The sequence below is a fragment of the Micromonospora globosa genome (assembly GCF_000717585.1).
GTDB classification, from domain to species: domain Bacteria; phylum Actinomycetota; class Actinomycetes; order Mycobacteriales; family Micromonosporaceae; genus Micromonospora; species Micromonospora aurantiaca.
The window spans coordinates 51,414-76,292 of record NZ_JNZR01000028.1 but is presented as its reverse complement, the minus strand read 5'-3'; the positions used below and the strand labels follow the sequence as shown (position 1 = coordinate 76,292).

Below are 24,879 nucleotides of genomic sequence, written 5' to 3'. Positions count from 1 at the left end.
GGTGTGGTGCCGAGGTGAGTGGTTCGTCCCCGGGGTTGCCCCGGAGAGACCGTGACCGGACCCCACGTGGGGGGCCGGCCTGGTCAGCTCGGGACACGCCGCCATGAAGGCAGCGTAGCCGTCGATGCCGTCAACCGGCGGGTGAGCATGCCACCGGCCGCGTCACGGTAGCCATGCGCGCCGCTAGCAGTGCGAGACGGCGTCCGGCGACACCTGCTGCTGGGAGCAGTGGCGACAGACAGCCGGGATGTTGGTCTGATCCCACGCCGTGCCGATGTGGCGCAGCCTGATCTACGGTGTCGGCCAAACCGCCGCCGCGGTGCTTCCCCAGCAGGTGGCCGCCTACGACCTGCCGGCGGTGAACAGCAGCGGATTGGTGACTTCGTGTCGGGCGCTCAGGTCGGCGAGGAAGCCGGCCAGCCACCCGAGCGCGCCCAGTGACCCCTCGGCGAGCGTCAGGCGGAACGTCGCCCAATGCCGCGAGGGCCGTCCCATGGTGACGCCAACCCATCGCGAGCGACCTGGTGTAAAGCAGCGAGTAAGCATCCTGGTCGGTGCCCGGTTCTCGCCACGAGTGCGGCGACAGCTCGCGTCATACAGCGCCGCGAGCATGATGCCCACGGGCGAGCGTTCACCCGGCGCCAACCCGGGACGGGCTTCGCCGCTGTTGTCACTCCGGCGTTGGGCCGTCCGGCAATCCGGCAGGCCACGTCGACCTGCCCGGTCGGACCCGCCGCCGACGTGCGGCGGCCACGAGGTGCATCACTGCAGGTGGAACCTGTTATCGACGGCGAGGGACGCCAGTTGCTGTACGGAGAACGGCAGTGTGGTCAGGCTTGGCTGGTCGTCTCCGATCTTCTCGCCCTGCGCGACGAACACCACCGCGCCGTCCGGGTGTCGGTAGGCGGCCCACTGGTCGAACCGGTCGTCGCGGCCGGGCCGGACCACCACACCCACCTGTGACGCTCCCACGGTGACCACTTCGCATTCGCCTTGCATGCCCCAGAACTGGCGGGCCAGCGCGCACGGTTCCGTGGGGAGCTGATTCCCTGCGGTGTGCACCTCGACGAGCAGGCGTCCCATCCGATCACCCTTGGCCAGGGTGGCCGAGGACATGTAACTCCACACGTCGACACCGTTGATTGTGTCTTCGAATTGCGCCTGGTGCGTCCGTAGCGGCATCTGGTCAGGGGGCTGGTTCGCCGGGTTCTCCGGCGCGGTGTATCCGGCCGGCACGACAGAGACGATCTCGTTGAGCAGCCGGATTCCCTGGTCGTGTTTGGCGCCGGCTCGCGCGGTGCGGTCTTCCTGCGGTTGGCCGTCGGGTCCGGTCGGCCATGGCTGGGCGGTGTCCTTGGATGACGGGTGCGGGGCGGCCTGCGGCGGGGGAGCTGCGGGGCTGTAGCCGCTGGTGCCGGGGGTGGCGAGGGTCGCGACGCCGGCGACTGCCAGAACTGCTGCCGCCGATCCGGCGCAGGCCCACAGGGTCCGGCGGCGCATCCGGGCGCGTCGGGCGGTGCTCAGCATGGCGTGCGCACTCAGCGGTGGTGGCGGAGTAGTGCTCGTCATCTCGTCGCGCAGGGCGTCGCGCAGCTTCTCTCCGTTCATCGTCATCCCTTCTCGACCCCGATGTGGGTGGGTGACAGGAGGCCGCGCAGCGTGTCCAGGCCGCGGACGGCCTGGCTCTTCACCGTTCCCGGCGAGCAGTTCAGCACGGTCGCTGTCTCCTCGATCGACAGGTCCTCCCAGTAGCGCAGAACCAGGACGGCTCGCTGGCGGGGCGGCACGGCGGCCAGCGCCTGGAGCATCACCAGCCGGTCCTCCGGCGCGTCAGCCGGTGCCGGTCCCTCGGCGTCGGCGCCGCTGACTCGCTCCCGCCGCCACCAACCCCGCCGCCGTTCGTCGAGGAAAAGCCGGATCAGGATCTGACGTACGTAGGAGTCGAGCACGTCGTGGCGTGAGACTCGGTTCCACACGAGGTAGAGCTTGGTGAACGTGGTCTGGACCAGGTCCTCCGCCCGGTGCCAGTCGCCGCACAACAGATACGCGGTGCCGCGCATCGCGTCGGACCTCGCCGCGAAGTACTCCGCGAACGCCGTGTCGCGATCGCCCATCCAGGCCTCCGATCCCCCGATTCGAGATAGTCACGCTAGGTGCGGCTCCCGGGGTTGCTTCACGAGCCGAAACCCTGGTGGTGCCCTCGCGGGCTCAGGAGAGCCAAGCGGGGCCCATGAGCGCGATGCGACGAGACGAAGGTTGGCCCCGCCTTGCCTCGGACGGGCCGGCCGGGGCAGGAATGGCTTGATCGGCTCGGACACGCCGTCCCGTGTGCAGCTTAGGCAATGAGGTGCCGGGAAGGGCTGTTCTTGAAGCCGTACCGCCGAGTGGTGTCGGGACTTCGCCACGGCGCCCCTGCCCGGAGAACCGTTTCGGACGGTTATGCGTCCTAACCTTGCGTGATGGATGTGGGCGATGAGGAGTTGTTGCGCCTCGTCGGTGAGGGTGACCGCGGGGCGTTCGACGTGCTGTATGCGCGTAACGCGCCGTGGTTGGTGTTGCGTCTGCGCCGCCGGTGCCGGGATCCGGAGTTGGTCCGGGAGGTGTTGCAGGAAACGTTCCTGACGGTGTGGCGGGCCGCGGCCGGCTACCGCGGGGACGGTGCGGCGGTGGGCTGGCTGTGGTCGGTGGCGGCCGGTCGGCTGATCGACGCGCGGCGGCGTGCGTTGGTTCGCCCGCAGGGTGTGGGGGAGCCGGGCGAGGACGTGTTGGCGTGGTCTCCGTCGGCGGAGGACGAGGTCCTGGCGGGCGCGTACGACGCTGAGTTGGAGCGTGCGCTGCACCGGTTGGCTCCGGAGTTGCGGGCGGTGTTGCAGGCAACGGTGCTGGACGGCCTGACGGTGCGGGAGGCTGCGGTGTTGCTGGGTGTGCCGGAGGGCACGGTGAAGACCCGGGCGATGCGGGCGCGCCGCGAGTTGAGGGAGGCCCTGTCGTGACCGGGTTCCACGTCGACGCCAGGGTGCTGGCGGCGTACGCCGAGGGCCGCCTCGCTGACGTTGACGCGTGGTCGGTGGAGGCGCACCTCGACCGCTGTTCGGCCTGCCGGACGAGCATCGCATCGGACGCGTCGACGGCTCTGGTCGTGGAGGCGGTCGCGGTGGCGCTGGGCGGCCGGTTGCCGACGCAGGGGCGGGTGCGGCGGGCGACCGGGTGGCGGCGAATCAGGGTGTTGGTGGGGGCGGGACCTGCGGCGCGGACGGCGTGGTTGCTGTCGGTGGCTGTCACCGGGTTGCTCACCGCGGGGTTGGCGGTTAGCCCGACGGTGGTCCCGCCGTGGCTGCTCCTGCTGATCGCGCCGGCGCTGCCCGCTGTCGGTACGGCTCTGTCGTACGGGCCGCGAACTGATCCACTGCACGAGTTGATCGCGGGGACACCGCAGGGCGGCCTGACGATTGTGCTGTGGCGCACGCTGGCGGTGCTCACGGTGGCCGCACCCGTCGCGGTCCTGGCCGGCGCGGTGACGGACATCGGTCCGCCGGGACTGTGGCTGTTGCCCTGCGTCGGGTTGACCGTGCTGACGTTGGCGCTCGGCTCGTTGATCGAGCCCGCGTACGCCGCGCTCGTGGTGGCGGGGGCGTGGGCGGTGGTGGTGCTGGCGCCGCCGGTCGGCGGTCTGGCGGTCCTGGTGTCGAGCGTCCCGGGATGGCTGGGCGTCACCGCGGTGGCCGCGGTGGTGGTGTATGTGCGTCGGGAACGGGTGGAAAGGCAACCAGCATGACGACGGTGAGCGTCGACGGCCTGCGGGTCAGCTACGGCAAGCGAGTCGTCTTCGACGACCTGGACCTCGAGCTGGGGATGGGGGTGCACGGGTTGCTCGGCCCGAACGGCGCCGGCAAGACCACCCTGATGCGGGTCCTGGCCACGGTGCTGCGCCCCGACCGGGGTGAGGTCCGGCTGCTGGGCCACCACATCGGCGACCCCTCGGCGTTGCGGCAGGCACGCCGACAATTGGGCTACCTGCCCCAGACGTTCGGCTTCTACCCGCGCTTCACCGTCCGGGAGTTCGTCGAGTACTTCGCCTGGCTGAAGGAGATGCCACCGGCGCGGATCCCGCTGGCGGTGGACCGGGCGATCGAGCGGGTCGGCCTGCTGGAGCGCGCCGACGACAGGATGAAGCACCTCTCCGGCGGGATGCTGCGCCGCGCCGGCATCGCCCAGGCCATCGTGAACGACCCTCGGCTGCTGTTGTTGGACGAGCCGACCGCGGGTCTGGACCCGGAGCAGCGGGTGCAGTTCCGGGCGCTGCTGCGGGAGCTGGGCCTGGATGCTGTCGTGCTGGTCAGCACTCACTTGGTGGAGGACGTTGTGGCGGCGTGTACCCGGGTGAACCTGCTCGACGGGGGGCGGCTGGTTTTCACCGGCCTGCCCGATGAGCTGATCGCGGCCGGTGGGGACGGCGACAGCGGCGACTCCCCGATCGAACGGGGCTACACGGCGGTTCTGCGCGGCGCGCGGACGGCACCGCGGTGAGGCGCGCGCTGAGGGTGGAGCTACGCCGCGGCACGGCGCCCTTCGCCGCTGTGGCGATGTTCGGGGCCGGGGTGTGGATGCTGGCCGTGCACCCGGACGACTGGGGTGGCCGGTGGGCGGGCCTGGCGAACTACCTGCGGGTGTCGCTGTTGATCCTGTGCGCTGTCATGATCGCTGCCGGGGCGTGGCAGTCCGGGCGGGAACGGCGGCGCGACATCGACGACCTGATCGCCTCCACCCCGCGCCCGGGCTGGCAGCCGCTGGTGGTGGCCTGGCTCGCCGTGACACTGGCCGGCGCCGCCGGTGTGCTGGTCGCGTTCGCCGGAGCGGCGGTGCTGGTCGCCCGGGTCGCGACCTACGCCGGCGGAGGCTGGTGGTGGACCTTGGCCGTCGGCGTCCTCGCCCTGGCCGCCGCCGGCGCGGTCGGCGTCCTCGTCGGGCGACTGGTCCCGCTGCGGGTGGCGGCGCCGATCGCCGGCTTGGCCACCTACCTGGGCCTGGCCATCGTCGTCTACTGGGACGGCACGCCCGCCGCGTGGCTGTCTCCGGTCTACGGCGGCTGGGCGGTTTACTCGCTCGTCCCCGGCCGGGTCACCGTGTTGCAGGCAGCCTGGCTGGTGGCCCTGACGGTCCTGCTGCTCGCCGCCGCCGCGCGGCAGCGGCGAGCAGCCCTGCTGGCCGGCGGACTCGCCGTCGCCGCCGCCGTGCCGATCACCACCGGGCCGGGCACCCATCGCCTCCCGGCCAACCCGGCCGCGGTAGAGCTGGTGTGCACGAGCAGCGGCCCCCAGGTGTGCCTGTCCCGGATCAACGCCTTCCTGATCGACGACGTCACCGCGGTCGTGCAGCCGATCCTGGCCCGTCTCGACGGGATACCCGGAGCGCCCCGGCGGGCGGTCGACCAGGCCGCACAGCCGGACGGCCAGTCCGTCGAGCAGAACGACGACACGGTCTGGCTGAACCTCGGTTCCCAGTCCACCGCGCTCGGCGGCTTGACCAGCCCCGAACACCTGCGTGCGGACTTCCGGCAGGTGACCCGCGCCAGATGTGAGGACCCCTCCGGGGTCCGCAGAATCGACCAGCGGGTCTACCGGACCGACACCCTGGCCACCGACTGGATGCTCGACGAGGCAGCTACCCCCGACGATGTATCCCTCACCAGGCTCCGCGCACTACCGGAGCCGGCGCAGCGTGCCTGGTTCGCCACCTACCTCGACGCGGCCGACCGATGCGACGCCCAAGCCCTGATCCGGCTCGGCCAGCAACCGTGACCCGGCGGCTTCTCACGCTGCACCTGCGCTCCCGGGGCGCGTCAACCTTCGTGGCTGGTGTCGGCGTCATCACGCTGCTGGCCTGGGCCGCCGGAACCTGGCTCGCCGGCAGGCCCTACTTCGACGGACCCGCCGCCCGCGTCCCCGTGGTCGCACTCGCACCGCTGCTGGCCGCCCTACTGCTGGGGCCCACCCTCGCCGGCGCTGACGAGGACCTCGAACGCAGCACGCCCCTGCCGTGGCGGGTCTGGCGAGCCGGTCACCTTCTCGTCGCCGCTCTCGTCACCGCCATGGCGCTCAGCCTGGCCGGGCTGCGGGAGTCCGACACGTTCGGCGCCCATGCACTGGTGCGCAACGCTCTCGGTTGTATCGGACTGGTCGCCAGCGGCGCAGTGCTGCTCGGCGCGCGGCTGGCGTGGCTGCCCGCCTTCGTCTACGTGTGCGCCGTCTACGCCGCCGCTCCACGCCATACCGGTGCGGTCGTCGCGGCTTGGGCCTGGCCGATCCAGCCCTCCACCACGACAGCATCCTGGCTCACCGCCGTCACGATCTTCGCCGTCGGTGCGGCGGGATACGTTCACGGCGGGTCCCGCGCGCCGGCTGGGCGCCGCTTTCGTTCGAGAGGTGCGCCGGTGACCTGCAACAGAGTCGGCGTGAGCGGCCATAGTGTGGTGTGAGGCATCAGGTACGGCCGTCGGACGAGGAGCTGTGGTCCTCGATCGCCGCCGGTGAAGAGTCGGCGTTCGGTCGGCTCTTCGACCGGTACTCCCGCCCGGTCTACAACCACGCGTTCCGGCAGACCGGCTCGTGGGCGACGGCCGAGGACGTCACCCAGGCGACGTTCCTCGTCGCGTGGCGCCGCCGCCACGACGCCCGGCTGGTGGACGGCTCGGCGCTGCCGTGGCTGCTGGTCGTCGCCACCAACGCGGTCCGCTCCGAGTGGCGGTCGGCGCGCCGGTGGCTGGCGCTGATACGGCGTCTACCGGCGGAGCGGTACGCCGATGGTGACCTCGCAGACGAGGTTTCCGCGCGGCTCGACGACGAGCGGCGGATGGCCGAGGTCCTCTCGGTTCTCCGCCGGTTGTCACCGGCCGAGCGGGAGGCGGTGGCCTTGTGCCTGTGGTCCGGCGTGTCGTACCCGGACGCGGCAGCCGTGCTGGGAATCAGTGAGGTGGCGGTGCGGTCCAGGGTCAGTCGCGCGCGCAGCCGCCTGGCTCGCCTGGTGCCCGAGGAGATCCAGGAGGGGAAGCGGTGAACGACATTCTCGACCTACCTGCGGAGCGGGACCTGCCGCCGGGGACGGCGCGCGCGATGCGGGCCCGGATCCTCGGCTTCGTGAGGCCGCGCCCAGCTCGTACCCCACGACTGCGCATCGCCGTGGCCGGGGCGGTGCTGCTGGCTGTGGCGTCCGGTGCCGCGGCGGTGGTGTGGGAGCGGCCGGACCGATCGACCGTGCAGGTGTTGGCCATGGGGGCCGGGGAGCTGTCGCCGACGCTGCAGGACGCGGCCGAGCGGTGCCTTCGGTGGAACTCCCCGCAACGGCAGGCCCGGCAGGACCCGAGCGAGCAACCCGTCCCGGTGTCCCTGGCCGATTTGGCGGTGGCCATCGAGCGGGGTGACCGCGCGCTGGTGTTGTTCATGAACGACGTCGGCTACGCCACCTGCGACGCCGAGTCGCCTCGAATGGCTCGGGAGTCCGGCGGGGGCGCCACCGAGCCCTGGCCGCACGGTGAGTGGCTGCCCGGGCCGGTGCAGCGGCTGCTGCTGACCTCCACCGAGTTCGACGGTGGGGACGTCAGCGTCAGCGGCCGGGTCAGCGTGCGTGTCCACCGGCTCGTGCTCGACCACGGTGACGGCCACATCACGGCAGCCCGGCTCTCCGGGGGCGCGTTCGGCCTGATGACCAGCGGCGCCAGACTCAAGGCCGGCAACGCCCCTGAACTGGTCAGTTACGACGCCAAGGGGGCGGAGATCGACAGGCGTCCGCTGTTTCAGGCCGAAGACCAGCTGGAGCACTGCTACGCGGGTCCGGACGGGAAGCGGATCTACGGCAAGCCAACCAGTGGCTGCCGGCCGGCCGAGAAGTGGCGAGGGTAGCCACCGTTGGAGGCTGACTGCGGCTTCGGCGTTGGTCGTCACTCGCGGGTCAGCCCTGGTGGCAGCGCGTCCTCGTCGGCTCGGACCTGGCGGGCGTTGGCCAGGGGGTCGCGTTCGAGGGTGTGGATCAGTGGTGCCGGGCCGCCGACGCAGGTCCAGGTGTCGTCCCAGAGCGCGGAGACCAGCCACGATCGGTCGGCGGGGAAGAACAGGTCGGGTAGCGCGCCGTGCGGGTGGCGTATGTGACCACCGGTGCGCCAGGTGAGGGCTTGCTCGGGGCCGGCCTCGACCAGCACGTACGGCCAGTTCCAGTAGAGGAACACCCTCGGGGCGTGGGGGAAGACGACGTCGTGGGCGCCGGTGTCGAGGTAGGCCAGCCACCAGGGCTGATCGGGGGTGTGCGTGGTGAGGTCCTCGACCAGGGCGTGCTCGTAGGCGGCGGCGGTGACGTCGTCGGCCTGGTACGTGGTGGCGTAGGCGTCGAAGACCAGCGGGATGGCGGTGGTGATCGAGACACCGGCAGTGGTGTGACCAGCGATCCAACTCACGTCGGCGGCGGCACCGATGCGCCAACTCCGCCCGTCCTTGCTGACCTGCACACCGCTATTCAAGCCGCTGCAGCGACGGTTGGCGTGGGAATCAGGCCGGTCGCGGAGCGGCGGCCCCGCGCCCCCGTTATGGGCAGTCACGCCGTACGCCTTCCCCGCGCTCGATGGAGCGCTGATGCTCCCCGGGTTCCCGCACATGGTGTCCGGGCGCTTACCAGCGACGGCGGCAGGCTAGGGCTGCCGTGCCCGGGGGCCGGGGTGGGGATGGCTGTGCGTGTTCGGCCGTGCCTGTGGCTGAGCTTCGAGGTGCCACTCATTCCCGCCGCGCGAGCGGGTTGGTTGAACGGGCACGGCCCTGGTGGCCGTAGACCCTGATGCCCGGAGGCGGTGGGTATGGCTGCGTGTGTTTCGCCGAGATCGTTTGGCTGACGGTAGGAGATGCCACCCGCCGCTTCGTCGTCTGTGAGATTCGGTCGACCGCTGATGGAGACCCGCGACCCGCGTTCGCATCGCTAGAAGGTGCCGGCAAACCCGAACCCGCAGACGAAGGCCATCCGAGAGACGATCAAGTAGAGGGGAGCGCGATCGTGGCGAAGCTGTGGATCGGCGTGGACATCGGCAAGACCCACCACCATGTCGCCGCCGTTGACGGTGACGGCCGGCTGGTCTACTCCCGCCGGGTCGCCAACGACGAAACCGCCCTGCTCACCGTCATGGCTGAGGTGTCGACGCACGGCCGGCCGGTCTGCTGGGCGGTCGACGTCACCACCGGCCTGTCCGCGTTGCTGCTGACCCTGCTATGGCGGCGGCAGGTCCAGGTCCGGTACGTCTCCGGCACCGTCGCGTTCCACATGGCCGCCGCGTTCGCCGGGGAGAACAAGAACGATGCCCGCGATGCGGTGGTGATCGCCCAGACCATCCGCATGCGCCCCGACATCCCCGTCCTGGAGCCGTCCGACCGGCTCCTCGCCGAACTGACTGTGCTGACCAGCTACCGCGCTGACCTCGTCGGGCAGCGCGTCGCCACCCTGTTCCGGTTGCAGGAGTTGCTCACCGGGATCAGCCCCGCCCTGGAGCGGGCCGTGGACCTCAACCGGAAAGGCCCGATGATGGTCCTCGCCTGCTGGCAGACCCCGGCGGCGATCCGGCACGCCGGCGTCGACCGGATCACCGCCCTGCTCCGCCGCGGCCACGTCAAGAACGCCGTCCACGTCGCCGAGGCGCTGGTCGCCGCCGCCCGGCAGCAGACCGCCACCCTGCCCGGCCAACGCGCCGCCGCTGTGGTGGTCGGGCAGATGGCCACCGAGATCCTCGCCCTCGACCAACGCATCGCCGCCGTCGACGGCCTCATCGCCGAACACCTCGACCAGCACCCACTCACGCCGATCGTCAGCAGCCTGCCCGGCATGGGACCCCTACTCACCGCCGAACTGCTCGTCCACACCGCCGGCATGACCGAATACGACAACGCCGCGAAACTGGCCGCCCACGCCGGCCTGGCACCTGTCTCCCGCGACTCCGGAACGGTCTCCGGAAATCATCGCCAGCCTCGCCGCTATCACCGACGGCTGCGGCACATTCTGTGGATGGCCGCGTTTACCGCCGCCCGGGAATGCCCTGCCTCCCGCGCGTACTACGAGAAGAAACGCGGCGAAGGCAAAAACCACCGGCAAGCCATCCTCGCCCTCGCCCGACGACGCGTCGACGTCCTCTGGGCTCTTGTCCGTGACGGCAAGACCTTCACCCGACCGGCACCGGCGATCCGCGCCGCAGCCTGAACCAGCACGCTCCCCGCCGACGCGCCCCCGGTCCCGCCGGCCACTCGACCCTGCCCACCAAGATCAACCAGAGTCGCATGGAGACTCCTCCAGCGGATGCCAACCCGGGTGAACCGGTGCCAACGCGAGCCACTGCGGCCGACCGCCGGTCGCAAACCGGGGTTCGTGTGCTCGAGCTGTGGTCCTGGGCTGGGACAACGGCGGTCCGGGGAACGTGGGTGAAGGTGGGCCACTCCCTGCCACCCCAGGTGAACCCCCAGGTCGCTAGACTAGGCGCTCGCGCCCTCGTAGCTCAGGGGATAGAGCATCGGTTTCCTAAACCGTGTGTCGCAGGTTCGAATCCTGCCGGGGGCACCACATTCCGCCTACGGGCTGACCGTTCCCGACAGGTTGCTGACCCGACCCATCACGTCGAAGTCGATACGCAGGACCGACCCGCCCCGATCCTGCGCCGTCACCGACATCGGCGCCCGATCCAGCCGCCACCCCTGCTGGTGCAGGAACGACTCGACGGCGACGCGGTGCTCCACCGGGAAGGACTGAAGGGCCTGCGTCAGGACGGTCAGCGCCCGCTCGGGCCGGACCGGCGCGGTGATCTGCGGTGGGGCGTCGTCGAGGTGGAAGAAGACGGCGCCGCCGTCGTACGGCCCGCGGTAGTAGCAGCGGCCGGTCAGGCCGGACGCCAGCAGGGCGAGGCGGTGTCCGTCGGCGCGCTGAAGCGGGAACGTGGGTTCGGTGAGTTCGGCGACCCGTTGGCGGTGCCCGTACTCGCGAAGCCAGCCGGCCAGATGCAGCAACGCCGGCGGGAGGTTGCTGGCGTCGTTGGCCCAGGCCCACAGCCAGGTGCCGTTGTCGTGGCTCTCGGTGCCGAGGAGCTGGACGCGGTACCGCAGGTCGGTCCCGAACGTCGCGATGCCGTCGGGCACGTCGAGCTGCCAGTCGCGCTCGCCGAGCAGGTCGGCCAGCGCCATCTGGCGGGCCAGGCCGGTGCCGACATGTTCGGCGAAGAGTCGATCAAACGTCGGCATCGCCGCAGTGTGCCAGACCATTCAGCGCGGGACGGCCCCGCGTCCGGCCGGAGCCGGAGCGCGGGGCCGGCGGGTCAGCGGACCAGCGCTGCCACCAGCGTCCCGATGCAGGCGACGACGGCGGCGATGATCGGACTGAGCGTCTTGATGTACGCCAGGATGAGCCGGTGCCGGTCGGTCGGCTCGGCAACGGTTTCGTCCTCGTCCTCTGGTGTCTCGAAGTCTGACCCGTGAGGGATTACAGTCAACGTGACTCCTTCCGTTGCAGCGGTGGAGTCGAATGCGGCGTCCGGTGGCAGCCGGGCGCCGCCCTCTGTGCGAGGCGACGCAGTGCCGTTCGACCGTTCGAGCATCCTCCCGGCGGACGGCTAGCACAAGAGTGGGCAATTCACTGTCGGGTACCTGACAAGCAGATGCATCGCATCGAGAAAATTTCGGTGCCATCTCTTGCCAAATGCAATTTTCCGTGAAGCAGTTCAACTCAGCGTGACTACGCCAAAGCACATGGTGAGCATTAGTGTCGTCAGGCGCGCCAGGCCGCGGGACCGGCCCGCGGCACGCCGGCTACGAGACGAGGAAGCCGGTGGAGGAGCGGGTCAGGACGCCGGTCATCGGGAAGCGGGCGGAGCCGTTCCACCAGTGCCACGCCACGGCCCAGGCGCCCTGGCCGGACGGCAGCGCGTCGTGCGAGGCGCAGTCGGCCATGCCGACGCTGTTGCCGGAGCCGTGGACCAGGACCGGTACGTACAGCCTGCCGGTCGCGCCGCAGCGCGCGCCGGTCCCGGCGCCGACTGTGGTGCCGTAGGTGACGTAGGAGCCGTCCTTCGCCAGCAGGGTGTCCGGGTCGGCCAGCGGGAAGGTGGACGAACCCGCCGGCGTGGACATGTCGTCGGCGGGCGCGGCGGCGGCCGGCACCCCTCCGTCGATGAAGGTAAGTATCAGCCCGAACGCTGTCGACGATCGACGATCCCGTCGACGGGGGAGCGCTGACGCCGGGAGCGGGAAGCGGGGCCGCCCGGAGACCCGCCGGGTTACGCTCCGTCGAGGGGACGTGTCACCCGCCGGGCGCTCAGGCCGGTGCCAGGACCCGTCGGTACCCTGGCAGGTCCTGGCCTGTCCGCGACGACATGAGGTATTCGTGAACGATCTTCGAGTGGTGGCGTTCGATCTCGACGACACCCTGGCGATTTCCAAGTCCCAGATCGATCGTCGGATGGCGGAGTTGCTCGGCCACCTGCTCACCGAGGTGGACGTGCTGGTCATCTCCGGTGGCCGGTTCGAGCAGTTCCAGTCGCAGGTGCTCGCCCACCTCGACCTCACCGAGGAGCAGCGCGACCGGCTGCACCTGATGCCGACCTGCGGCACCCGCTACTACCGCTGGTCCGACGGGGACTGGCGGCAGGTCTACGCGGAGGATCTGACCGAGGCCGACAAGGCCCGTGTCGTCGCCGCGCTCACCGAGTCGGCGCAGGCGCTGGGCCTGTGGGAGGCGAAGACCTGGGGCGACATCATCGAGGACCGGGGCAGCCAGATCACGTTCTCCGCGCTGGGGCAGTCCGCCCCGCCGGCCGAGAAGTACGGCTGGGATCCGGACGGCGACAAGAAGCGCCGACTGCGGGACGCGGTCGCGGCGAAGCTGCCCGACCTGGAGGTGCGTGGCGGCGGCTCGACCTCGATCGACGTCACCCGCAAGGGCGTGGACAAGGCGTACGGCATGCGGAAGCTGCTGGAACACCTGGACCTGAAGATCGACAACGTGCTCTTCGTGGGTGACCGCCTGGACGTGGGTGGCAACGACTACCCGGTCAAGGCGATGGGCATCCGCTGCGTCGCGGTCACCCGCTGGGAGGAGACCGCCGACTACGTCGAGAAGCTCGTCGACGACCTGGTGCAGCAGCGCGCCGAGCGCGCCTGAGCACAGCCCGCAGCAGAGCCCGCCGGTTCCGGAACCGGCGGGCTCTGGCGGTATCGACGGTGATGAGGTAGGAACAGCCGAGAGAGCGCTCTCCCGTCCCATCACCGAACAGGCAGGCAGATGCGATCACCCGACCCCTCCCGCCGCCGTTTCCTCACGCTCACCGCCTCCGCGGCCTCGCTCACCGCCCTCGGCCTCCCGGCCGGCGCCGCGGCTGCGTCCCCGGCCGCATCGCCGGCCGCGCGCCCCGGTCGCGAGCCCGACTTCGGCCCGAACGTCTTCGTGTACGACCCCAGCACGCCGGTCGAGGAGATCCAGTCCACGCTGGACCGGCTGTTCACTGCCCAGGAACGCAACGAGATGGGCTTCGACAGGTACGCCGTGCTGTTCAAGCCCGGCCGCTACGAGGTGGACGCCCGGCTCGGCTACTACACGACTGTGGCCGGTCTCGGCGCCCACCCGGACGACGTGGAGATCCACGGCGCGGTCCGGGTGGTCGGGCAGCCGGACCCGAACTCGCCCGCCGGCATCTCCGCGCTCACCAACTTCTGGCGCTCGGCGGAGAACCTCGCTGTCACCCCGACCGACTGGTCGAACCAATGGGCCGTCTCGCAGGCGTCACCGATGCGCCGGGTGCACGTCAAGGGCGTGCTGTGGCTGGAACCCGGCAACGGCGGTTACTCCAGCGGCGGCTACATCGCCGACTCCAAGGTGGACGGCATCACCATCAACGGTTCCCAGCAGCAGTGGCTCACCCGGGACAGCGAACTCGGCGGCGAGTGGACCAACGGCGTGTGGAACCAGGTCTTCTCCGGCGTCATCGGCGCGCCCGCGCAGGGCTTCCCCGACCCGCCGTACACCACGCTGCCGACCAGCCCGGTCACCCGGGAGAAGCCGTACCTGTTCGTCGACGCCCGCGGGGCCTGGCGGGTCGCCGTACCGCGCCTGCGCCGCGACACCGCCGGCACCACCTGGGCCACCGGCGGCGCGCCGGTGCCGTCGCTGCCGCTGTCCGCGTTCTACCTGGCCCGGCCCACCGACTCGGCCAAGCGGATCAACGCCGAACTGGCCCGGGGCCGGCACCTGCTGCTCACCCCCGGCGTCTACCACCTGGACCGGGCCCTGCGGGTACGCCGCCCGGACACCGTCGTGCTCGGCCTCGGCATGCCCAGCCTGGTGCCGGACCGCGGGGACGCGGCGCTGCGGATCGAGGACGTGGACGGGGTCCGCATCGCCGGGGTGCTCGTGGACGCCGGGCCGGTCGAGTCGCCGGTGCTGGTCGAGGTCGGTACGCGGCACTGCCACCGGTCGCACGCCACGAACCCGATCTCGCTGCAGGACGTCTTCTTCCGCATCGGCGGCCCGTACGCCGGGCGGGCGGTGACGAGTCTGGTGGTGCACAGCCGGCACACGCTCATCGACAACATCTGGGCCTGGCGCGGCGACCACGGCCGGGCCGGCACGATCGGCTGGACCGTGAACACCGCTGCCACCGGCGTGATCGTCAACGGCGACGACGTGACCGCGTACGGGCTGTTCGTCGAGCACTACCAGCGCTGGCAGACGATCTGGAACGGCGAGCGCGGCCGGACCGTGTTCTACCAGAGCGAACTGCCCTACGACCCGCCGAGCCAGGCGGCCTGGCGCAGCCCGACCGGCAACGGCTGGGCGTCGTACAAGGTGGCCGACCACGTCCGCACGCACGAGGCGTGGGGACTGGGCGTGTACTCGTACTTCAACCAGGGCGTGGACATCCGCTGCGACCGGGGGATCGAGGCGCCGCGCCGGGCCGGGGTGCGGTTCCACGACGCGATCACCGTGTTCCTGGACGGCAGCGGCGGCATCGAGCGCACGATCAACGAGATCGGCACGCCTGTCGTCGGGTCGTACGGCACCAGCACGGTGGTCACCTACCCCTGACCGCGAGGGCGGCCCGGCCGGTGCGGGACCGGCCGGGCCGCGCCCGCTCACGCCGCGAGCTGGTCGACGCGGGTGAGCACCTGGTCGACGAGGCCGTACTCGCGGGCCTGCTCGGCGGTGAACCAGCGGTCGCGGTCCCAGTCGCGCTGGATCTCCTCCAGCGTCCGCCCGCTGTGCTGGGCGATCAGCTCCTGCATGGTGCGCTTCACGTGCAGCATGTTCTCGGCCTGGATGGTGATGTCCGCGGCGGTGCCGCCCATCCCGCCGGACGGCTGGTGCATCATGATCCGCGAGTGCGGCAGCGCGAACCGCTTGCCCGCCGCCCCGGCGCAGAGCAGGAACTGGCCCATCGAGCCGGCCATCCCGAGCGCCAGCGTCGCCACGTCGTTCTTGACGTACCGCATGGTGTCGTAGACGGCCATGCCGGCGCTGACCGAACCACCCGGCGAGTTGATGTAGAGGAAGATGTCGCGCTCCGCGTCCTCGGCCGCGAGGAGCAGGATCTGCGCGCAGATCTGGTTGGCCGACGCGTCGGTGACCTCGGTGCCGAGGAAGATGATCCGCTCCTTCAGCAGCCGCTCGAAGACCCGGTCGCCGAACGCCGGCTGTCCCTCGTCGAGCATCCAGATGCCACCCATCGCCGCCCACCTCCGTACGCCGGTGGGCGGGGGACCGCCCGGGAACCCGGCGGTCTCCAGCGTCCGCCGGGCGCACCCGTGCGGCCCAGGCTTTCTGCCGGCGGCAGATTCGCCCTGGGCAGAAGCTACGCGGCGACCGGCCGCCGCCGGCCCGCGCGGGCTCGCCGCCGGGCGACAGTGACGGAGGTACGCGGACGGGGGCGGACGGCCGGGGCGGAGGGAGCCGGCCAGATCCGGATGCCGCCGGCGAACCCGATCGGCGTGGCGGCGTCGAGGGGCGCACCGAGCGGCGCCGGCACCAGGCCGAAGGGCCGCAGCGCGCCGCCCAGCAGCGGCGTGGCGGTGACCGGGCGGCGGGCGACGTGCGGCCGGAGCGAGACGGCAGGTCGCCGGGTCACTGGTGGGCGGGGCGACACGGCCGGGCGGCGCGTGACGGACAGCCGCGGCGGGCCGACCCGCAGCTGTGGCCCGGTGCGGGCGGTCGGCACCCGGTCGAAGCGGGCCGCCGAGACCCCGGGGCCGACCGGGGCCGGACGCTCCCGGCGCAGCTCGTCGCGGGCCTCTTCGAGCAGGTCGGCGAGGTGGATGCCGAGCGCGCGGCAGATCGCGGCCAGCACCTCGGAGGAGGCCTCCTTGCGGCCGCGTTCGACCTCGGAGAGGTAGGGCAGGGAGACGCCGGCGGCCAGGGCCACCTCGCGCAGCGTGCGGCCCTGGCGCAGGCGGATGCGCCGGAGCACCCCGCCGATCACGCGTCGCAGCAACGACATGCCGGCCTCCTCGCGGTCGCCGTCCCGGACGTCCCCATCATGCCCCGTCCACGCCCCCGGAAGCGCCCCGGCCGTTCCGTTCGGCACCCGGCGGGCCGAATCCCCACGTACCCGTTATCTTGTGGGCGTGCAGGCGACGGTGGCGGAGCAGGGCCGACGGTGATCCATTTTCCCGCGCAACGGCGGGGGCCGCTGAGCGCGCTGAGTCTGCGCCTGCTCGCCGCCCTCGGCCTGGTCTTCGCCACGGTGGCGGTGGTCTGGCTCGACCGCGACGGCTACCGCGACGTGGACGAGAGCGGCCTGAGCCTGCTCGACTGCTTCTACTACGTGGTGGTCTCGCTCTCCACCACCGGGTACGGCGACATCACCCCGGTCAGTTCGTCGGCGCGGCTGGCGAACGTCCTGTTCATCACCCCCGCCCGGGTGCTGTTCCTGATCATCCTGGTCGGCACCACCCTGGAAGTCCTGACCGAGCAGTACCGCACCGGCCGTCGCCTGTCGCGGTGGAGGAGAACCGTGAAGGACCACGTCATCATCTGCGGCTACGGCACCAAGGGCCGCAGCGCGGTCTCCGCCCTGCTGGAGAACGGCACGGACAAGTCCAAGATCGTGGTGGTCGAGCGGAGCGGGCCGGCGCTGCGGCAGGCCACCTCCAACGGGCTGGTGACGATCGAGGGTTCGGCGACCCGCTCGTCGGTGCTGGAGCAGGCGCACGTGCGTACCGCGAAGTCGGTCATCATCGCGACGGACAGCGACGACGCGTCGGTGCTGGTGGCGCTCACGGTCCGGCAGCTCACCGCCGGTCAGGTACGCATCATCGCGGCGGTCCGGGAGGCGGAGAACGCGCCGCTGCTCAAGCAGAGCGGCGCGCACCACGTGATCGTCTCGTCGGCCACGGCCGGGCGGCTGCTCGGCCTGTCCACCTCGGCCCCGCCCCTGATCGACGTGGTGGAGGACCTGCTCACCCCGGGTCAGGGCATGGCGCTGGCCATGCGGTCGGCCGAGCGCGACGAGGTGGGGCGCTCCCCGCGTGAGCTGGAGTCGCTGGTCATCGCGCTGGTCCGCCGGGGCAAGGTGGTCACGCTCAACGACCGCGCGGGCGCGGTGATCGAGACCGGCGACATGCTCGTCCACGTCCGGGACGACCGGCCGCAGGCCACCACCGCGATCTGACCCGGCCCCGCTGAGCGCCAGCGGTCAGCAGGCGCCCGGGCCGCCCTCCGCGATCACTTCGCCGCAGGTCGACGACCGGCCCTGGGTGGCCCGTCGCAGCAGGTCGTAGAGCAGGTCCCGCTCGCCCGGAGCCAGCGCGCCGAGGACCTCCTCCTCCGCCCCGGCGAGCGCGCACTCCGCCTCGCGCAGTCGCTTCGTGCCCGCCTCGGTGAGGCGTACCTCGTGCCGGCGGCGATCCTCCGGGGAGCGGCGGCGCTCGGCCAGGCCGTCCGCCTCCAGGTCGTTGAGCAGGCCGACCACGTTCGTGCTGTCGATCTGGAGCGTGCCGGCGAGCGCCTGCTGGCTGATTCCGCCGGCGTCGCGCAGCACGGTGAGCGCCACCAGGTGGCGGGGGCGCAGGCCCAGCGGGGCGAGCACCGATTCCGAGCGCAGCCGCATCCGCCGGGCCAGGTGGTCGAGCAAAGGCCCGGAGCGGCGCTCGGACTCCTCGACCGGTGCGGCGGACATGTGACCCAGTTTACGCGGCCCGGGGAACATCGACCTGCTATAAATAGTTGGTCCTACACGAACGATCGATGGAGGAGGAAGAAATGGCTCACCTGTTGCACATCGACTCGAGCATCACCGGGGAGCGTTCGGTCAGCCGGCGGCTCACCGCCCGCGCCGCCGCCGCGTGGCGCGCCGCCCATCCGGACGGCACCGTCACCTACCGCGACCTGGGTCAGAACCCGCTTCCGCACCTCGACACGGCGAGCGGCCTCGCGCGCATGGTCCCGCCGGATCAGCACACGCCCGAGCAGCAGGCGTCCTGGCGGCTGACCGAGGAGGTCGTGGCCGAGGTGAAGCGGGCCGACACGGTCCTGCTCGGGCTCCCGCTCTACAACTACGGCCCGCCCAGCAGCGTGAAGTCCTGGGTCGACCACCTGATCGCCCCCGGCATCGCGTACGACCCGGTCACGAACGCCGGGCTGCTCGGCGACCGCCAGTTCGTCGTCCTGGTCAGCCGCGGCGGCGGGTACGGCGTGGGCACCCCGCGGGAGGGCTGGGACCACGCCGAGCCGTGGCTGCCGCACGGCCTGTCCCTGACCGGGCTGGAGCCGCGGTTCATCTGCGCCGAGCTGACCCTGGCCCCGGTCAACCCGGCGATGGCCGAGCTGATCCCGCTGTTCGAGCAGAGCCTCGCCGCGGCCGAGCGGGCCGTCGACGAGCTGTGGGTGCCCGCCTCGGCGGCCGCCTGACCGGGCCGCGTCACACGCGAAGGGCGGGCCGTTCCGCGGGGGAACGGCCCGCCCTCTCGCATGACGGGTCAGCGGCGGATCAGAGGATCGTCCAGGTGTCGCCGCTGCCGAGCAGCGCGGAGAGCTGCTGCTCCGGGGTCTGGTCGACGGTGGCCTTGGCGGCCGCGACCTGCTCCTGCACCACGCTGTCGTAGGAGGGACGGTCCACCGACCGGAACACCCCGATCGGGGTGTTGCTCAGGTCCAGGCCGGGCAGGCGGGACAGCGCGAACGCGTACGCGGGGTCGGCCACGCCCGCGTCGTGCACGACGATCTCCTCGGCCGGCGTGTTCGCGGTCTCCCGGACCTCCAGCCCGAAGCCACCGGGCGGGTGGACGACGCAGAACTGCCCGTCCTTGCCGAACGTGATCGACTGCCCGTGCTCCAGCCGGATCAGGAAGTCGTCCCGGGTGGCCGGCTCCTTCAGCGGGTCGAACGCGCCGTCGTTGAAGATGTTGCAGTTCTGGTAGATCTCCACGAACGCCGAACCCTCGTGCTGGGCGGCGGCCCGCAGCACCGACTGGAGGTGCTTGCGGTCCGAGTCGATCGTCCGGGCCACGAACGTCGCCTCGGCGCCGAGCGCCAGCGACAGCGGGTTGAACGGGGCGTCCGCCGACCCGACCGGCGTCGACTTGGTGATCTTGCCGACCTCGGAGGTGGGCGAGTACTGGCCCTTGGTCAGCCCGTAGATCCGGTTGTTGAACAGCAGGATCTTGAGGTTCACGTTGCGGCGCAGCGCGTGGATCAGGTGGTTGCCGCCGATGGAGAGCGCGTCGCCGTCACCGGTGACCACCCAGACCGACAGGTCCGGCCGGGACACCGACAGGCCGGTGGCGATCGCCGGGGCGCGGCCGTGGATCGAGTGCATCCCGTACGTGTTCATGTAGTACGGGAAGCGCGACGAGCAGCCGATGCCCGAGACGAAGACGATGTTCTCCCGGGGGATGTTCAGCTCCGGCATGAAGCCCTGTACGGCCGCCAGGATGGCGTAGTCACCGCAACCGGGGCACCAGCGCACCTCCTGGTCGGACTTGAAGTCCTTGGCGGTGAGCTTGAGGGCGACGGGCTCAGGCATTCTTCAGGACCTCTTCCAGCATCGTCTCCAGCTCGGCGGCCGTGAACGGCAGGCCGCGGACCTGGTTGTAGCCGATCGCGTCGACCAGGTACTTCGCCCGGATCACGTGGGCGAGCTGGCCGAGGTTCATCTCCGGTACGACCACCTTGTCGTAGCGGCCCAGCACCTCGCCGAGGTTCGCCGGCATCGGGGCCAGGTGCCGCAGGTGGGCCTGGGCCACCGAGAGCCCGCGCTGGCGCAGGCCACGGCAGGCGGCGCCGATCGGCCCGTACGTCGAGCCCCAGCCCAGCACCAGCACCCGGGCGTCGCCGTCCGGGTCCTCCACCTCGACGTCCGGCACCGGGATGGTCTCGATGCGGGCCGCCCGGGTCCGCACCATGAAGTCGTGGTTCGCCGGGTCGTACGAGATGTCGCCGGTCTTGTCGGCCTTCTCCAGGCCGCCGATCCGGTGCTCCAGACCGGCCGTGCCGGGCACCGCCCACGGGCGGGCCAGCGTCTGCGGATCCCGCAGGTACGGCAGGAACGTGGTGCCGTCCTCGCCGTTGGGCTCGGTGGCGAACTCGACCCGCAGGTCGGGCAGCGACTCCACGTCGGGCAGCAGCCACGGCTCGGAGCCGTTGGCGACGTAGTTGTCCGACAGCAGGATCACCGGGGTGCGGTAGGTCAGCGCGATCCGGGCCGCCTCCAGCGCCGCGTGGAAGCAGTCCGACGGCGACTTCGGCGCGATCACCGCGACCGGCGCCTCGCCGTGCCGGCCGTACAGGGCCATGTTCAGGTCGGCCTGCTCGGTCTTGGTGGGCATGCCGGTGGACGGCCCGGCCCGCTGCACGTCGACGATGACCAGCGGCAGTTCCAGCGCCACCGCCAGGGAGATCGTCTCGCTCTTGAGCGCCACACCCGGGCCGCTCGTGGTGGTCACGCCGAGCGAGCCGCCGTACGACGCGCCGAGCGCCGCACCGACCGCGGCGATCTCGTCCTCGGCCTGCATGGTGACCACGCCGAACTTCTTGTGCTTGCTCAGCTCGTGCAGGATGTCCGAGGCCGGCGTGATCGGGTACGCGCCGAGGAACACCGGCAGCCCGGAGCGCACCCCGGCGGCCACCAGGCCCAGCGACAGCGCCGCGTTGCCGGTGATGTTCCGGTACGTGCCCGGCAGCATCTTGGCCGGCTTGACCTCGTACCGGACGGAGAAGTCCTCGGTGGTCTCGCCGAAGTTCCAGCCGGCCCGGAACGCGGCCACGTTCGCCGCCACCAGCTCGGGGCGGGCCGCGAACTTGCGCTCCAGGAAGCGCAGCGTGGACTCGTACGGACGGGAGTACATCCAGCTCAGCAGCCCGAGCGCGAACATGTTCTTGGCCCGCTCGGCGTCCTTCTTGGACACGTCGTGCTCGGCCAGCGCGCCAATCGTCATCGAGGTGAGCGCCACCGGGTGCACCGCGTACCCGGCGAGCGAGTCGTCGTCGAGCGGGCTGGCCGCGTAGCCGACCTTCGCCAGGTTGCGCCGGGTGAACTCGTCGGTGTTGACGATGATGTCGGCCCCGCGCGGCAGGTCGGCCAGGTTGGCCTTCAGCGCGGCCGGGTTCATCGCCACCAGCACGTTCGGCGCGTCACCCGGGGTCAGGATGTCGTAGTCGGCGAAGTGCACCTGGAAGCTCGACACGCCGGGCAGAGTCCCGGCGGGAGCGCGGATCTCGGCGGGGAAGTTGGGCAACGTGGAGATGTCGTTGCCCAGTTGCGCCGTCTCCGAGGTGAACCGGTCGCCGGTGAGCTGCATGCCGTCGCCGGAGTCACCGGCGAACCGGATGACCACCCGGTCCAGCTGACGGATCTGCTTGGTCACACCCGCACCTCGCTTAACTGAGCGCCGTCGCCCTCGCCGGCCCGGCCCGCTCCGATTCTCACGTCAGAGCCTACGTCGCCACGTTAGGGCCACCTTGGTCGAGGTCCGACGTATGGGACTGGATCGGGCCGCTGTATGCCCTGCTTTGCAGCGTTTAGTACCTGGGCCCGTAACCCAGATCACCACATATCCATGATCACCGGTCGGTGATCGGACGCTCCGGCACGGTGATGTCGCTGCGGCGGCGCAGCGAACGGGTCGCCAGAGTCAGTGCGAGCACGACCAGGAGACCGGACACGGCGATCAACGCGACGGCGGTCCCCCGGACCGAGGTGTCGTCGCCGTCCCGTTCGCCGGCGGCGACGAGCACGCCCTGCGAGCCGGTCGGGGCCGGCGCCCCGCCGGGCGGGACGGCGTCCGCCGCCGCCGCGCTGATCCGGAAGCTCATCTGCACCTGCCGGTCGCGCCCGCTACGCGGGTCGAGCCGGCCGATCACCGCGCCGGACAGGGGCGCCCGTCGCTGCGCCTCCGCTGAGGCCGCCAGCGTCAGCCGTACGGTCGCGGTCCGCCCGGCCGCCAGCGTGCCCAGTTCGCAGCGGGTCCGGTCGGCCGACACCGGGGCGCAGCCGCTCTCGGTGCCGGCCACTGTCACCCCTTCGGGCAGGAGCACCTCGATCCGGCCCGCCGCGTCGACCTTGCCGGTGTTGCCCAGCCGGACGGTGAGCGTGCTGGGCGCGCCGCTGATGTCGAACAGCACCTCGTCGGCGCGCAGCGAGATGCCGGGCACCGGCGGCCCGGGCGGGAACAGCACCGCGAAGCCCTCGTCGTCGTACGCCGCGCCGGTCACACCGGGCGCGACGGCGGTGACCTGGACCGATCCGGCCAGCGGCATGGTCCGCCAGGCGTCGCCGTCGACCCGGACCCGGATGGTCGCGCTGAACCGGGCGCCCGGCTCCGCGTCCCACCCGACGCAGCGGTGGTTGCCGCCGCCGGAGGGCTCGCAGCCCGGGGTGCCCGCGTCGGTCAGGCCGGGCGGCAGCGTGTAGCCCAGGCTGATCCGCTCCGCCCGCCCGCCGGTGTTGGTCACCGTCACCCGCAGCGTGGCCACCGTGGCGTCGGCGTTCCAGTAGGCCGGCGGGAGGACCACGTCGTCGGTGTTCACGCGTACCCCCAGGGGCCCGCCGGCCGGCTGCGCCGGCGGTGGTGGCGGGGTCTTGACCGGCGGCACGACCGGCGGGGGTGCCGGTGCCGTGGTGGCCGGCGCGGCGGTGGTCGGCGCCGGTTCGGCGGGCGCGCTCGTCGGCGGGGCCGGCGAGGTGGTGACCGGCGCCGGGGGCGTGGTGGCCGGCGGCGGCGGCTCGGTGGGCGGTGGGGCCGTCGCGGTGGTCGTCGGCTCGCCGGTGGGCGCGGGCTCGGTCGGCTCGCCGCCGGGCTCACCGCCGGGCTCACCGCCGGGCTCGCCGCCCGGCTCCACCGGCTCGATCAGCCGGAGCGCGGCGGCCGGCCCCGGGTGGGCGTCGGCCCCGGCCGGCGCCACCGCCACCAGCGCCGCGACGAGCGCGGGCGCCAGGAGCGCGAGGGTACGGCGGAGCGCGACCCGCCGAACGGGCGCAACGCGGGGGCGGGCCATCTGTCCTCCGGGACGATCAATGAGATCCCATTATTCGGTGATACTTGCCATCAAGCACTAGTCCTGCGAGGAAACGAATTCGTAACGTGTCCGGGACATCTGGACGGGACCGGTACGCTCCGGTCGTGACCGGATATCTCGGCTCGTACGCCACGCTCGGTCTGCTGCTGCTCGCCGCCGTGCTCTTCTTCGTGACGGCGTTCTCCGCGAACCGGGTGTTACGTCCGAGCCGTCCGGCCGAGCCGTGGGGCAAGCGGGCCTCGTACGAGTGCGGTCTCGACCCGGTCGGCGGCGACTGGGCCCAGATGCAGATCCGGTACTACGTCTACGCGTATCTCTACGTGCTCTTCGCGGTCGAGGCGGTCTTCCTGTTCCCGTGGGCGCTGGTCTTCGACCGGCCCGGCTTCGGCGCCACCACCGTCGTGGAGATGGGCGTCTTCGTGGCGATCGTCGCGCTCGGCATCCTCTACGCCTGGCGGCGCGGCGTCCTGCGCTGGACCTGACGCGCCGGACCGGCCCGTCAGGCCAGCCCGCGGCGGGTCACCGCCGGCGGCCGGTCGCCCCGGATCGACGCCACCATGTCCAGCACCCGGCGGGTCTCGCGGACCTGGTGAGCGCGGAACACCCGGGCGCCGAGCCAGGCCGAGACCGCCGTGGCGGCGAGCGTCCCCTCCAGCCGCTCGGGCACCGGCAGGTCGAGCGTCTCGCCGATGAAGTCCTTGTTCGACAGGGCCACCAGCAGAGGCCAGCCGGTGTCGGTCAGCTCCGCCAGCCGCCTGGTGATCTCCAGCGAGTGCCGGGTGTTCTTGCCGAAGTCGTGCGCCGGGTCGATCAGGATGCCGTCCCGGCGCACACCCAGCCCGACCGCGCGCTCGGCCAGCCCGGTCACGGTGCCGACCACGTCGGCCACCACGTCGTCGAAGGCGGCCCGGTGCGGCCGGGTACGCGGGGCGAGCCCTCCCGCGTGCGAGCAGACCAGCCCGGCGCCGGTCGCCGCGGCGACCCGGGCCAGCGCGGGGTCCGCCCCCGACCAGGTGTCGTTGAGCAGGTCCGCGCCGGCCGCGACCGCCTCCACGGCCACCTCGGCACGCCAGGTGTCGATGGAGACGACCACGTCGGGGAAGGCGGACCGGACCGCCGCGATGGTGTCCACCGTCCGGCGGATCTCCTCGGCCACGTCCACCTCGTCGCCCGGCCCGGCCTTCACCCCGCCGATGTCGATGATCTCGGCGCCCTCGTCCACCGCGCGTTCCACCGCGCGCAGCGCGCTGTCCTGGGAGAAGGTGGCGCCGCGGTCGAAGAACGAGTCCGGGGTGCGGTTGACGATCGCCATCACCACCAGCTCACCGGGGCCGAACGCCCGTCCGCCCAGCCGCAACGCCCCGGTCATGCCCG

The 24,879-nt window shown here is 71.8% G+C and carries 27 protein-coding genes and 1 tRNA gene; 14 read left to right on the top strand and 14 right to left on the bottom strand.

Annotated elements, in window-relative coordinates:
- Positions 1 to 342: 342 nt before the first annotated feature.
- The 3 genes from IF06_RS33675 to IF06_RS0123995 form a co-directional block, all read right to left on the bottom strand.
- A complete protein-coding gene (locus tag IF06_RS33675; protein WP_157551527.1) occupies positions 343 to 495 on the bottom strand; it encodes a hypothetical protein in 153 nt (50 codons plus the stop codon).
- Between the two features lie 267 nt (positions 496 to 762).
- A complete protein-coding gene (locus IF06_RS0124000) occupies positions 763 to 1,614 on the bottom strand; it encodes a hypothetical protein (protein ID WP_232236760.1) in 852 nt (283 codons plus the stop codon).
- Entirely contained in the window at positions 1,611 to 2,114 is a 504-nt protein-coding gene (locus tag IF06_RS0123995) for a SigE family RNA polymerase sigma factor (RefSeq protein ID WP_030273696.1), read from the bottom strand. The genes IF06_RS0124000 and IF06_RS0123995 overlap by 4 nt, the downstream gene beginning before the upstream one ends.
- 345 nt (positions 2,115 to 2,459) lie before the next feature.
- On the opposite strand from IF06_RS0123995, the gene IF06_RS0123990 reads away from it, so the two are divergent.
- From IF06_RS0123990 to IF06_RS0123960, 7 genes are read left to right on the top strand one after another with little or no spacing between them, the layout of a single operon-like run.
- A complete protein-coding gene (locus IF06_RS0123990) occupies positions 2,460 to 2,993 on the top strand; it encodes an RNA polymerase sigma factor (RefSeq protein ID WP_036311437.1) in 534 nt (177 codons plus the stop codon).
- Complete coding sequence (locus tag IF06_RS0123985) at positions 2,990 to 3,775, top strand: zf-HC2 domain-containing protein (RefSeq protein WP_030273693.1); 786 nt, start codon at positions 2,990 to 2,992, stop codon at positions 3,773 to 3,775. The genes IF06_RS0123990 and IF06_RS0123985 overlap by 4 nt, the downstream gene beginning before the upstream one ends.
- Positions 3,772 to 4,527, top strand: a complete 756-nt coding sequence (locus tag IF06_RS0123980) for an ABC transporter ATP-binding protein (protein ID WP_030273692.1) — start codon at positions 3,772 to 3,774, stop codon at positions 4,525 to 4,527. Before IF06_RS0123985 ends, IF06_RS0123980 begins: the two co-directional genes overlap by 4 nt.
- On the top strand, positions 4,524 to 5,798 hold the full coding sequence (locus IF06_RS0123975; protein WP_030273691.1) for a hypothetical protein: 1,275 nt from the start codon (positions 4,524 to 4,526) through the stop codon (positions 5,796 to 5,798). Before IF06_RS0123980 ends, IF06_RS0123975 begins: the two co-directional genes overlap by 4 nt.
- Complete coding sequence (locus IF06_RS0123970; RefSeq protein WP_052166211.1) at positions 5,795 to 6,475, top strand: hypothetical protein; 681 nt, start codon at positions 5,795 to 5,797, stop codon at positions 6,473 to 6,475. The genes IF06_RS0123975 and IF06_RS0123970 overlap by 4 nt, the downstream gene beginning before the upstream one ends.
- A complete protein-coding gene (locus IF06_RS0123965; RefSeq protein WP_030273688.1) occupies positions 6,472 to 7,053 on the top strand; it encodes an RNA polymerase sigma factor in 582 nt (193 codons plus the stop codon). Before IF06_RS0123970 ends, IF06_RS0123965 begins: the two co-directional genes overlap by 4 nt.
- A complete protein-coding gene (locus IF06_RS0123960; protein WP_030273686.1) occupies positions 7,050 to 7,895 on the top strand; it encodes a hypothetical protein in 846 nt (281 codons plus the stop codon). The genes IF06_RS0123965 and IF06_RS0123960 overlap by 4 nt, the downstream gene beginning before the upstream one ends.
- A gap of 38 nt (positions 7,896 to 7,933) precedes the next feature.
- Here the strand turns inward: IF06_RS0123960 and IF06_RS34015 are convergent, their stop codons facing one another.
- Complete coding sequence (locus tag IF06_RS34015; RefSeq protein WP_030273684.1) at positions 7,934 to 8,494, bottom strand: hypothetical protein; 561 nt, start codon at positions 8,492 to 8,494, stop codon at positions 7,934 to 7,936.
- 350 nt (positions 8,495 to 8,844) lie between these two features.
- On the opposite strand from IF06_RS34015, the gene IF06_RS0123950 reads away from it, so the two are divergent.
- Both IF06_RS0123950 and IF06_RS0123945 read left to right on the top strand, forming a co-directional pair.
- Positions 8,845 to 10,221, top strand: coding sequence for an IS110 family transposase (locus IF06_RS0123950; protein WP_232236758.1), 1,377 nt, complete (start codon positions 8,845 to 8,847; stop codon positions 10,219 to 10,221).
- Between the two features lie 281 nt (positions 10,222 to 10,502).
- Positions 10,503 to 10,578, top strand: a tRNA-Arg gene (locus IF06_RS0123945).
- Positions 10,579 to 10,586: 8 nt separating this feature from the next.
- On the opposite strand, the gene IF06_RS0123940 is transcribed toward IF06_RS0123945, so the two are convergent.
- The 3 genes from IF06_RS0123940 to IF06_RS0123930 all read right to left on the bottom strand — a co-directional run bounded on the left by IF06_RS0123940 (position 10,587) and on the right by IF06_RS0123930 (position 12,164).
- Complete coding sequence (locus IF06_RS0123940; protein ID WP_232236757.1) at positions 10,587 to 11,249, bottom strand: DUF6882 domain-containing protein; 663 nt, start codon at positions 11,247 to 11,249, stop codon at positions 10,587 to 10,589.
- 74 nt (positions 11,250 to 11,323) lie between these two features.
- Positions 11,324 to 11,497 carry a hypothetical protein gene (locus IF06_RS34010; protein ID WP_013283846.1) on the bottom strand — a complete coding sequence of 58 codons (174 nt, stop codon included), beginning with the start codon at positions 11,495 to 11,497 and terminating at the stop codon, positions 11,324 to 11,326.
- Positions 11,498 to 11,813: 316 nt separating this feature from the next.
- Positions 11,814 to 12,164, bottom strand: coding sequence for a hypothetical protein (locus tag IF06_RS0123930; protein WP_030273675.1), 351 nt, complete (start codon positions 12,162 to 12,164; stop codon positions 11,814 to 11,816).
- 223 nt (positions 12,165 to 12,387) lie between these two features.
- Between IF06_RS0123930 and IF06_RS0123925 the strand changes: the two genes are divergently transcribed.
- Together IF06_RS0123925 and IF06_RS0123920 are read left to right on the top strand one after the other, a co-directional pair.
- Positions 12,388 to 13,164, top strand: a complete 777-nt coding sequence (locus IF06_RS0123925) for an HAD-IIB family hydrolase (RefSeq protein WP_030273674.1) — start codon at positions 12,388 to 12,390, stop codon at positions 13,162 to 13,164.
- Positions 13,165 to 13,284: 120 nt separating this feature from the next.
- The gene (locus IF06_RS0123920) at positions 13,285 to 15,084 is read left to right on the top strand and encodes a hypothetical protein (RefSeq protein ID WP_013283849.1); all 1,800 of its coding nucleotides are present in this window, start codon (positions 13,285 to 13,287) and stop codon (positions 15,082 to 15,084) included.
- A gap of 47 nt (positions 15,085 to 15,131) precedes the next feature.
- On the opposite strand, the gene IF06_RS0123915 is transcribed toward IF06_RS0123920, so the two are convergent.
- On the bottom strand, positions 15,132 to 15,722 hold the full coding sequence (locus IF06_RS0123915) for an ATP-dependent Clp protease proteolytic subunit (RefSeq protein WP_013283850.1): 591 nt from the start codon (positions 15,720 to 15,722) through the stop codon (positions 15,132 to 15,134).
- A 125-nt stretch (positions 15,723 to 15,847) separates the two neighbouring features.
- Positions 15,848 to 16,489: a helix-turn-helix domain-containing protein gene (locus IF06_RS0123910; protein ID WP_030273673.1), complete on the bottom strand. Its 642-nt coding sequence runs from the start codon at positions 16,487 to 16,489 to the stop codon at positions 15,848 to 15,850.
- Between the two features lie 159 nt (positions 16,490 to 16,648).
- On the opposite strand from IF06_RS0123910, the gene IF06_RS0123905 reads away from it, so the two are divergent.
- Positions 16,649 to 17,662, top strand: coding sequence for a potassium channel family protein (locus tag IF06_RS0123905; RefSeq protein WP_013473883.1), 1,014 nt, complete (start codon positions 16,649 to 16,651; stop codon positions 17,660 to 17,662).
- A gap of 24 nt (positions 17,663 to 17,686) precedes the next feature.
- Here the strand turns inward: IF06_RS0123905 and IF06_RS0123900 are convergent, their stop codons facing one another.
- Positions 17,687 to 18,169: a MarR family winged helix-turn-helix transcriptional regulator gene (locus IF06_RS0123900; protein WP_174361689.1), complete on the bottom strand. Its 483-nt coding sequence runs from the start codon at positions 18,167 to 18,169 to the stop codon at positions 17,687 to 17,689.
- Between the two features lie 83 nt (positions 18,170 to 18,252).
- Between IF06_RS0123900 and IF06_RS0123895 the strand changes: the two genes are divergently transcribed.
- Positions 18,253 to 18,900 (top strand): FMN-dependent NADH-azoreductase, encoded by a 648-nt coding sequence (locus IF06_RS0123895; protein WP_030273671.1) that lies wholly within the window; start codon positions 18,253 to 18,255, stop codon positions 18,898 to 18,900.
- Positions 18,901 to 18,979: 79 nt separating this feature from the next.
- Here the strand turns inward: IF06_RS0123895 and IF06_RS0123890 are convergent, their stop codons facing one another.
- From IF06_RS0123890 to IF06_RS0123880, 3 genes are all read right to left on the bottom strand, one after another.
- Positions 18,980 to 20,014, bottom strand: a complete 1,035-nt coding sequence (locus tag IF06_RS0123890; protein WP_030273669.1) for a 2-oxoacid:ferredoxin oxidoreductase subunit beta — start codon at positions 20,012 to 20,014, stop codon at positions 18,980 to 18,982.
- Complete coding sequence (locus IF06_RS0123885) at positions 20,007 to 21,854, bottom strand: 2-oxoacid:acceptor oxidoreductase subunit alpha (RefSeq protein WP_013283856.1); 1,848 nt, start codon at positions 21,852 to 21,854, stop codon at positions 20,007 to 20,009. The genes IF06_RS0123890 and IF06_RS0123885 overlap by 8 nt, the downstream gene beginning before the upstream one ends.
- A 196-nt stretch (positions 21,855 to 22,050) precedes the next feature.
- The gene (locus IF06_RS0123880) at positions 22,051 to 23,484 is read right to left on the bottom strand and encodes a hypothetical protein (RefSeq protein WP_030273667.1); all 1,434 of its coding nucleotides are present in this window, start codon (positions 23,482 to 23,484) and stop codon (positions 22,051 to 22,053) included.
- A 125-nt stretch (positions 23,485 to 23,609) separates the two neighbouring features.
- Between IF06_RS0123880 and IF06_RS0123875 the strand changes: the two genes are divergently transcribed.
- Positions 23,610 to 23,987: an NADH-quinone oxidoreductase subunit A gene (locus IF06_RS0123875; protein ID WP_030273665.1), complete on the top strand. Its 378-nt coding sequence runs from the start codon at positions 23,610 to 23,612 to the stop codon at positions 23,985 to 23,987.
- Between the two features lie 17 nt (positions 23,988 to 24,004).
- On the opposite strand, the gene folP is transcribed toward IF06_RS0123875, so the two are convergent.
- On the bottom strand, positions 24,005 to 24,874 hold the full coding sequence (gene folP / locus IF06_RS0123870) for a dihydropteroate synthase (RefSeq protein WP_030273663.1): 870 nt from the start codon (positions 24,872 to 24,874) through the stop codon (positions 24,005 to 24,007).
- Between the last annotated feature and the right edge of the window lie 5 nt (positions 24,875 to 24,879).

Bases quoted from the DNA above. Each gene is read 5' to 3' on its own strand.
- IF06_RS0123895 (WP_030273671.1), top strand. From the start codon at position 18,253: ATGGCTCACCTGTTGCACATCGACTCGAGCATCACCGGGGAGCGTTCG.
- IF06_RS33675 (WP_157551527.1), bottom strand. From the start codon at position 495: ATGGGACGGCCCTCGCGGCATTGGGCGACGTTCCGCCTGACGCTCGCC.
- IF06_RS0123915 (WP_013283850.1), bottom strand. From the start codon at position 15,722: ATGGGTGGCATCTGGATGCTCGACGAGGGACAGCCGGCGTTCGGCGAC.
- IF06_RS0124000 (WP_232236760.1), bottom strand. From the start codon at position 1,614: ATGACGATGAACGGAGAGAAGCTGCGCGACGCCCTGCGCGACGAGATG.
- IF06_RS0123980 (WP_030273692.1), top strand. From the start codon at position 3,772: ATGACGACGGTGAGCGTCGACGGCCTGCGGGTCAGCTACGGCAAGCGA.
- IF06_RS0123920 (WP_013283849.1), top strand. From the start codon at position 13,285: ATGCGATCACCCGACCCCTCCCGCCGCCGTTTCCTCACGCTCACCGCC.
- folP (WP_030273663.1), bottom strand. From the start codon at position 24,874: ATGACCGGGGCGTTGCGGCTGGGCGGACGGGCGTTCGGCCCCGGTGAG.
- IF06_RS0123880 (WP_030273667.1), bottom strand. From the start codon at position 23,484: ATGGCCCGCCCCCGCGTTGCGCCCGTTCGGCGGGTCGCGCTCCGCCGT.
- IF06_RS0123890 (WP_030273669.1), bottom strand. From the start codon at position 20,014: ATGCCTGAGCCCGTCGCCCTCAAGCTCACCGCCAAGGACTTCAAGTCC.
- IF06_RS0123910 (WP_030273673.1), bottom strand. From the start codon at position 16,489: ATGTCGTTGCTGCGACGCGTGATCGGCGGGGTGCTCCGGCGCATCCGC.
- IF06_RS0123940 (WP_232236757.1), bottom strand. From the start codon at position 11,249: ATGCCGACGTTTGATCGACTCTTCGCCGAACATGTCGGCACCGGCCTG.
- IF06_RS0123900 (WP_174361689.1), bottom strand. From the start codon at position 18,169: ATGTCCGCCGCACCGGTCGAGGAGTCCGAGCGCCGCTCCGGGCCTTTG.
- IF06_RS0123995 (WP_030273696.1), bottom strand. From the start codon at position 2,114: ATGGGCGATCGCGACACGGCGTTCGCGGAGTACTTCGCGGCGAGGTCC.
- IF06_RS0123990 (WP_036311437.1), top strand. From the start codon at position 2,460: ATGGATGTGGGCGATGAGGAGTTGTTGCGCCTCGTCGGTGAGGGTGAC.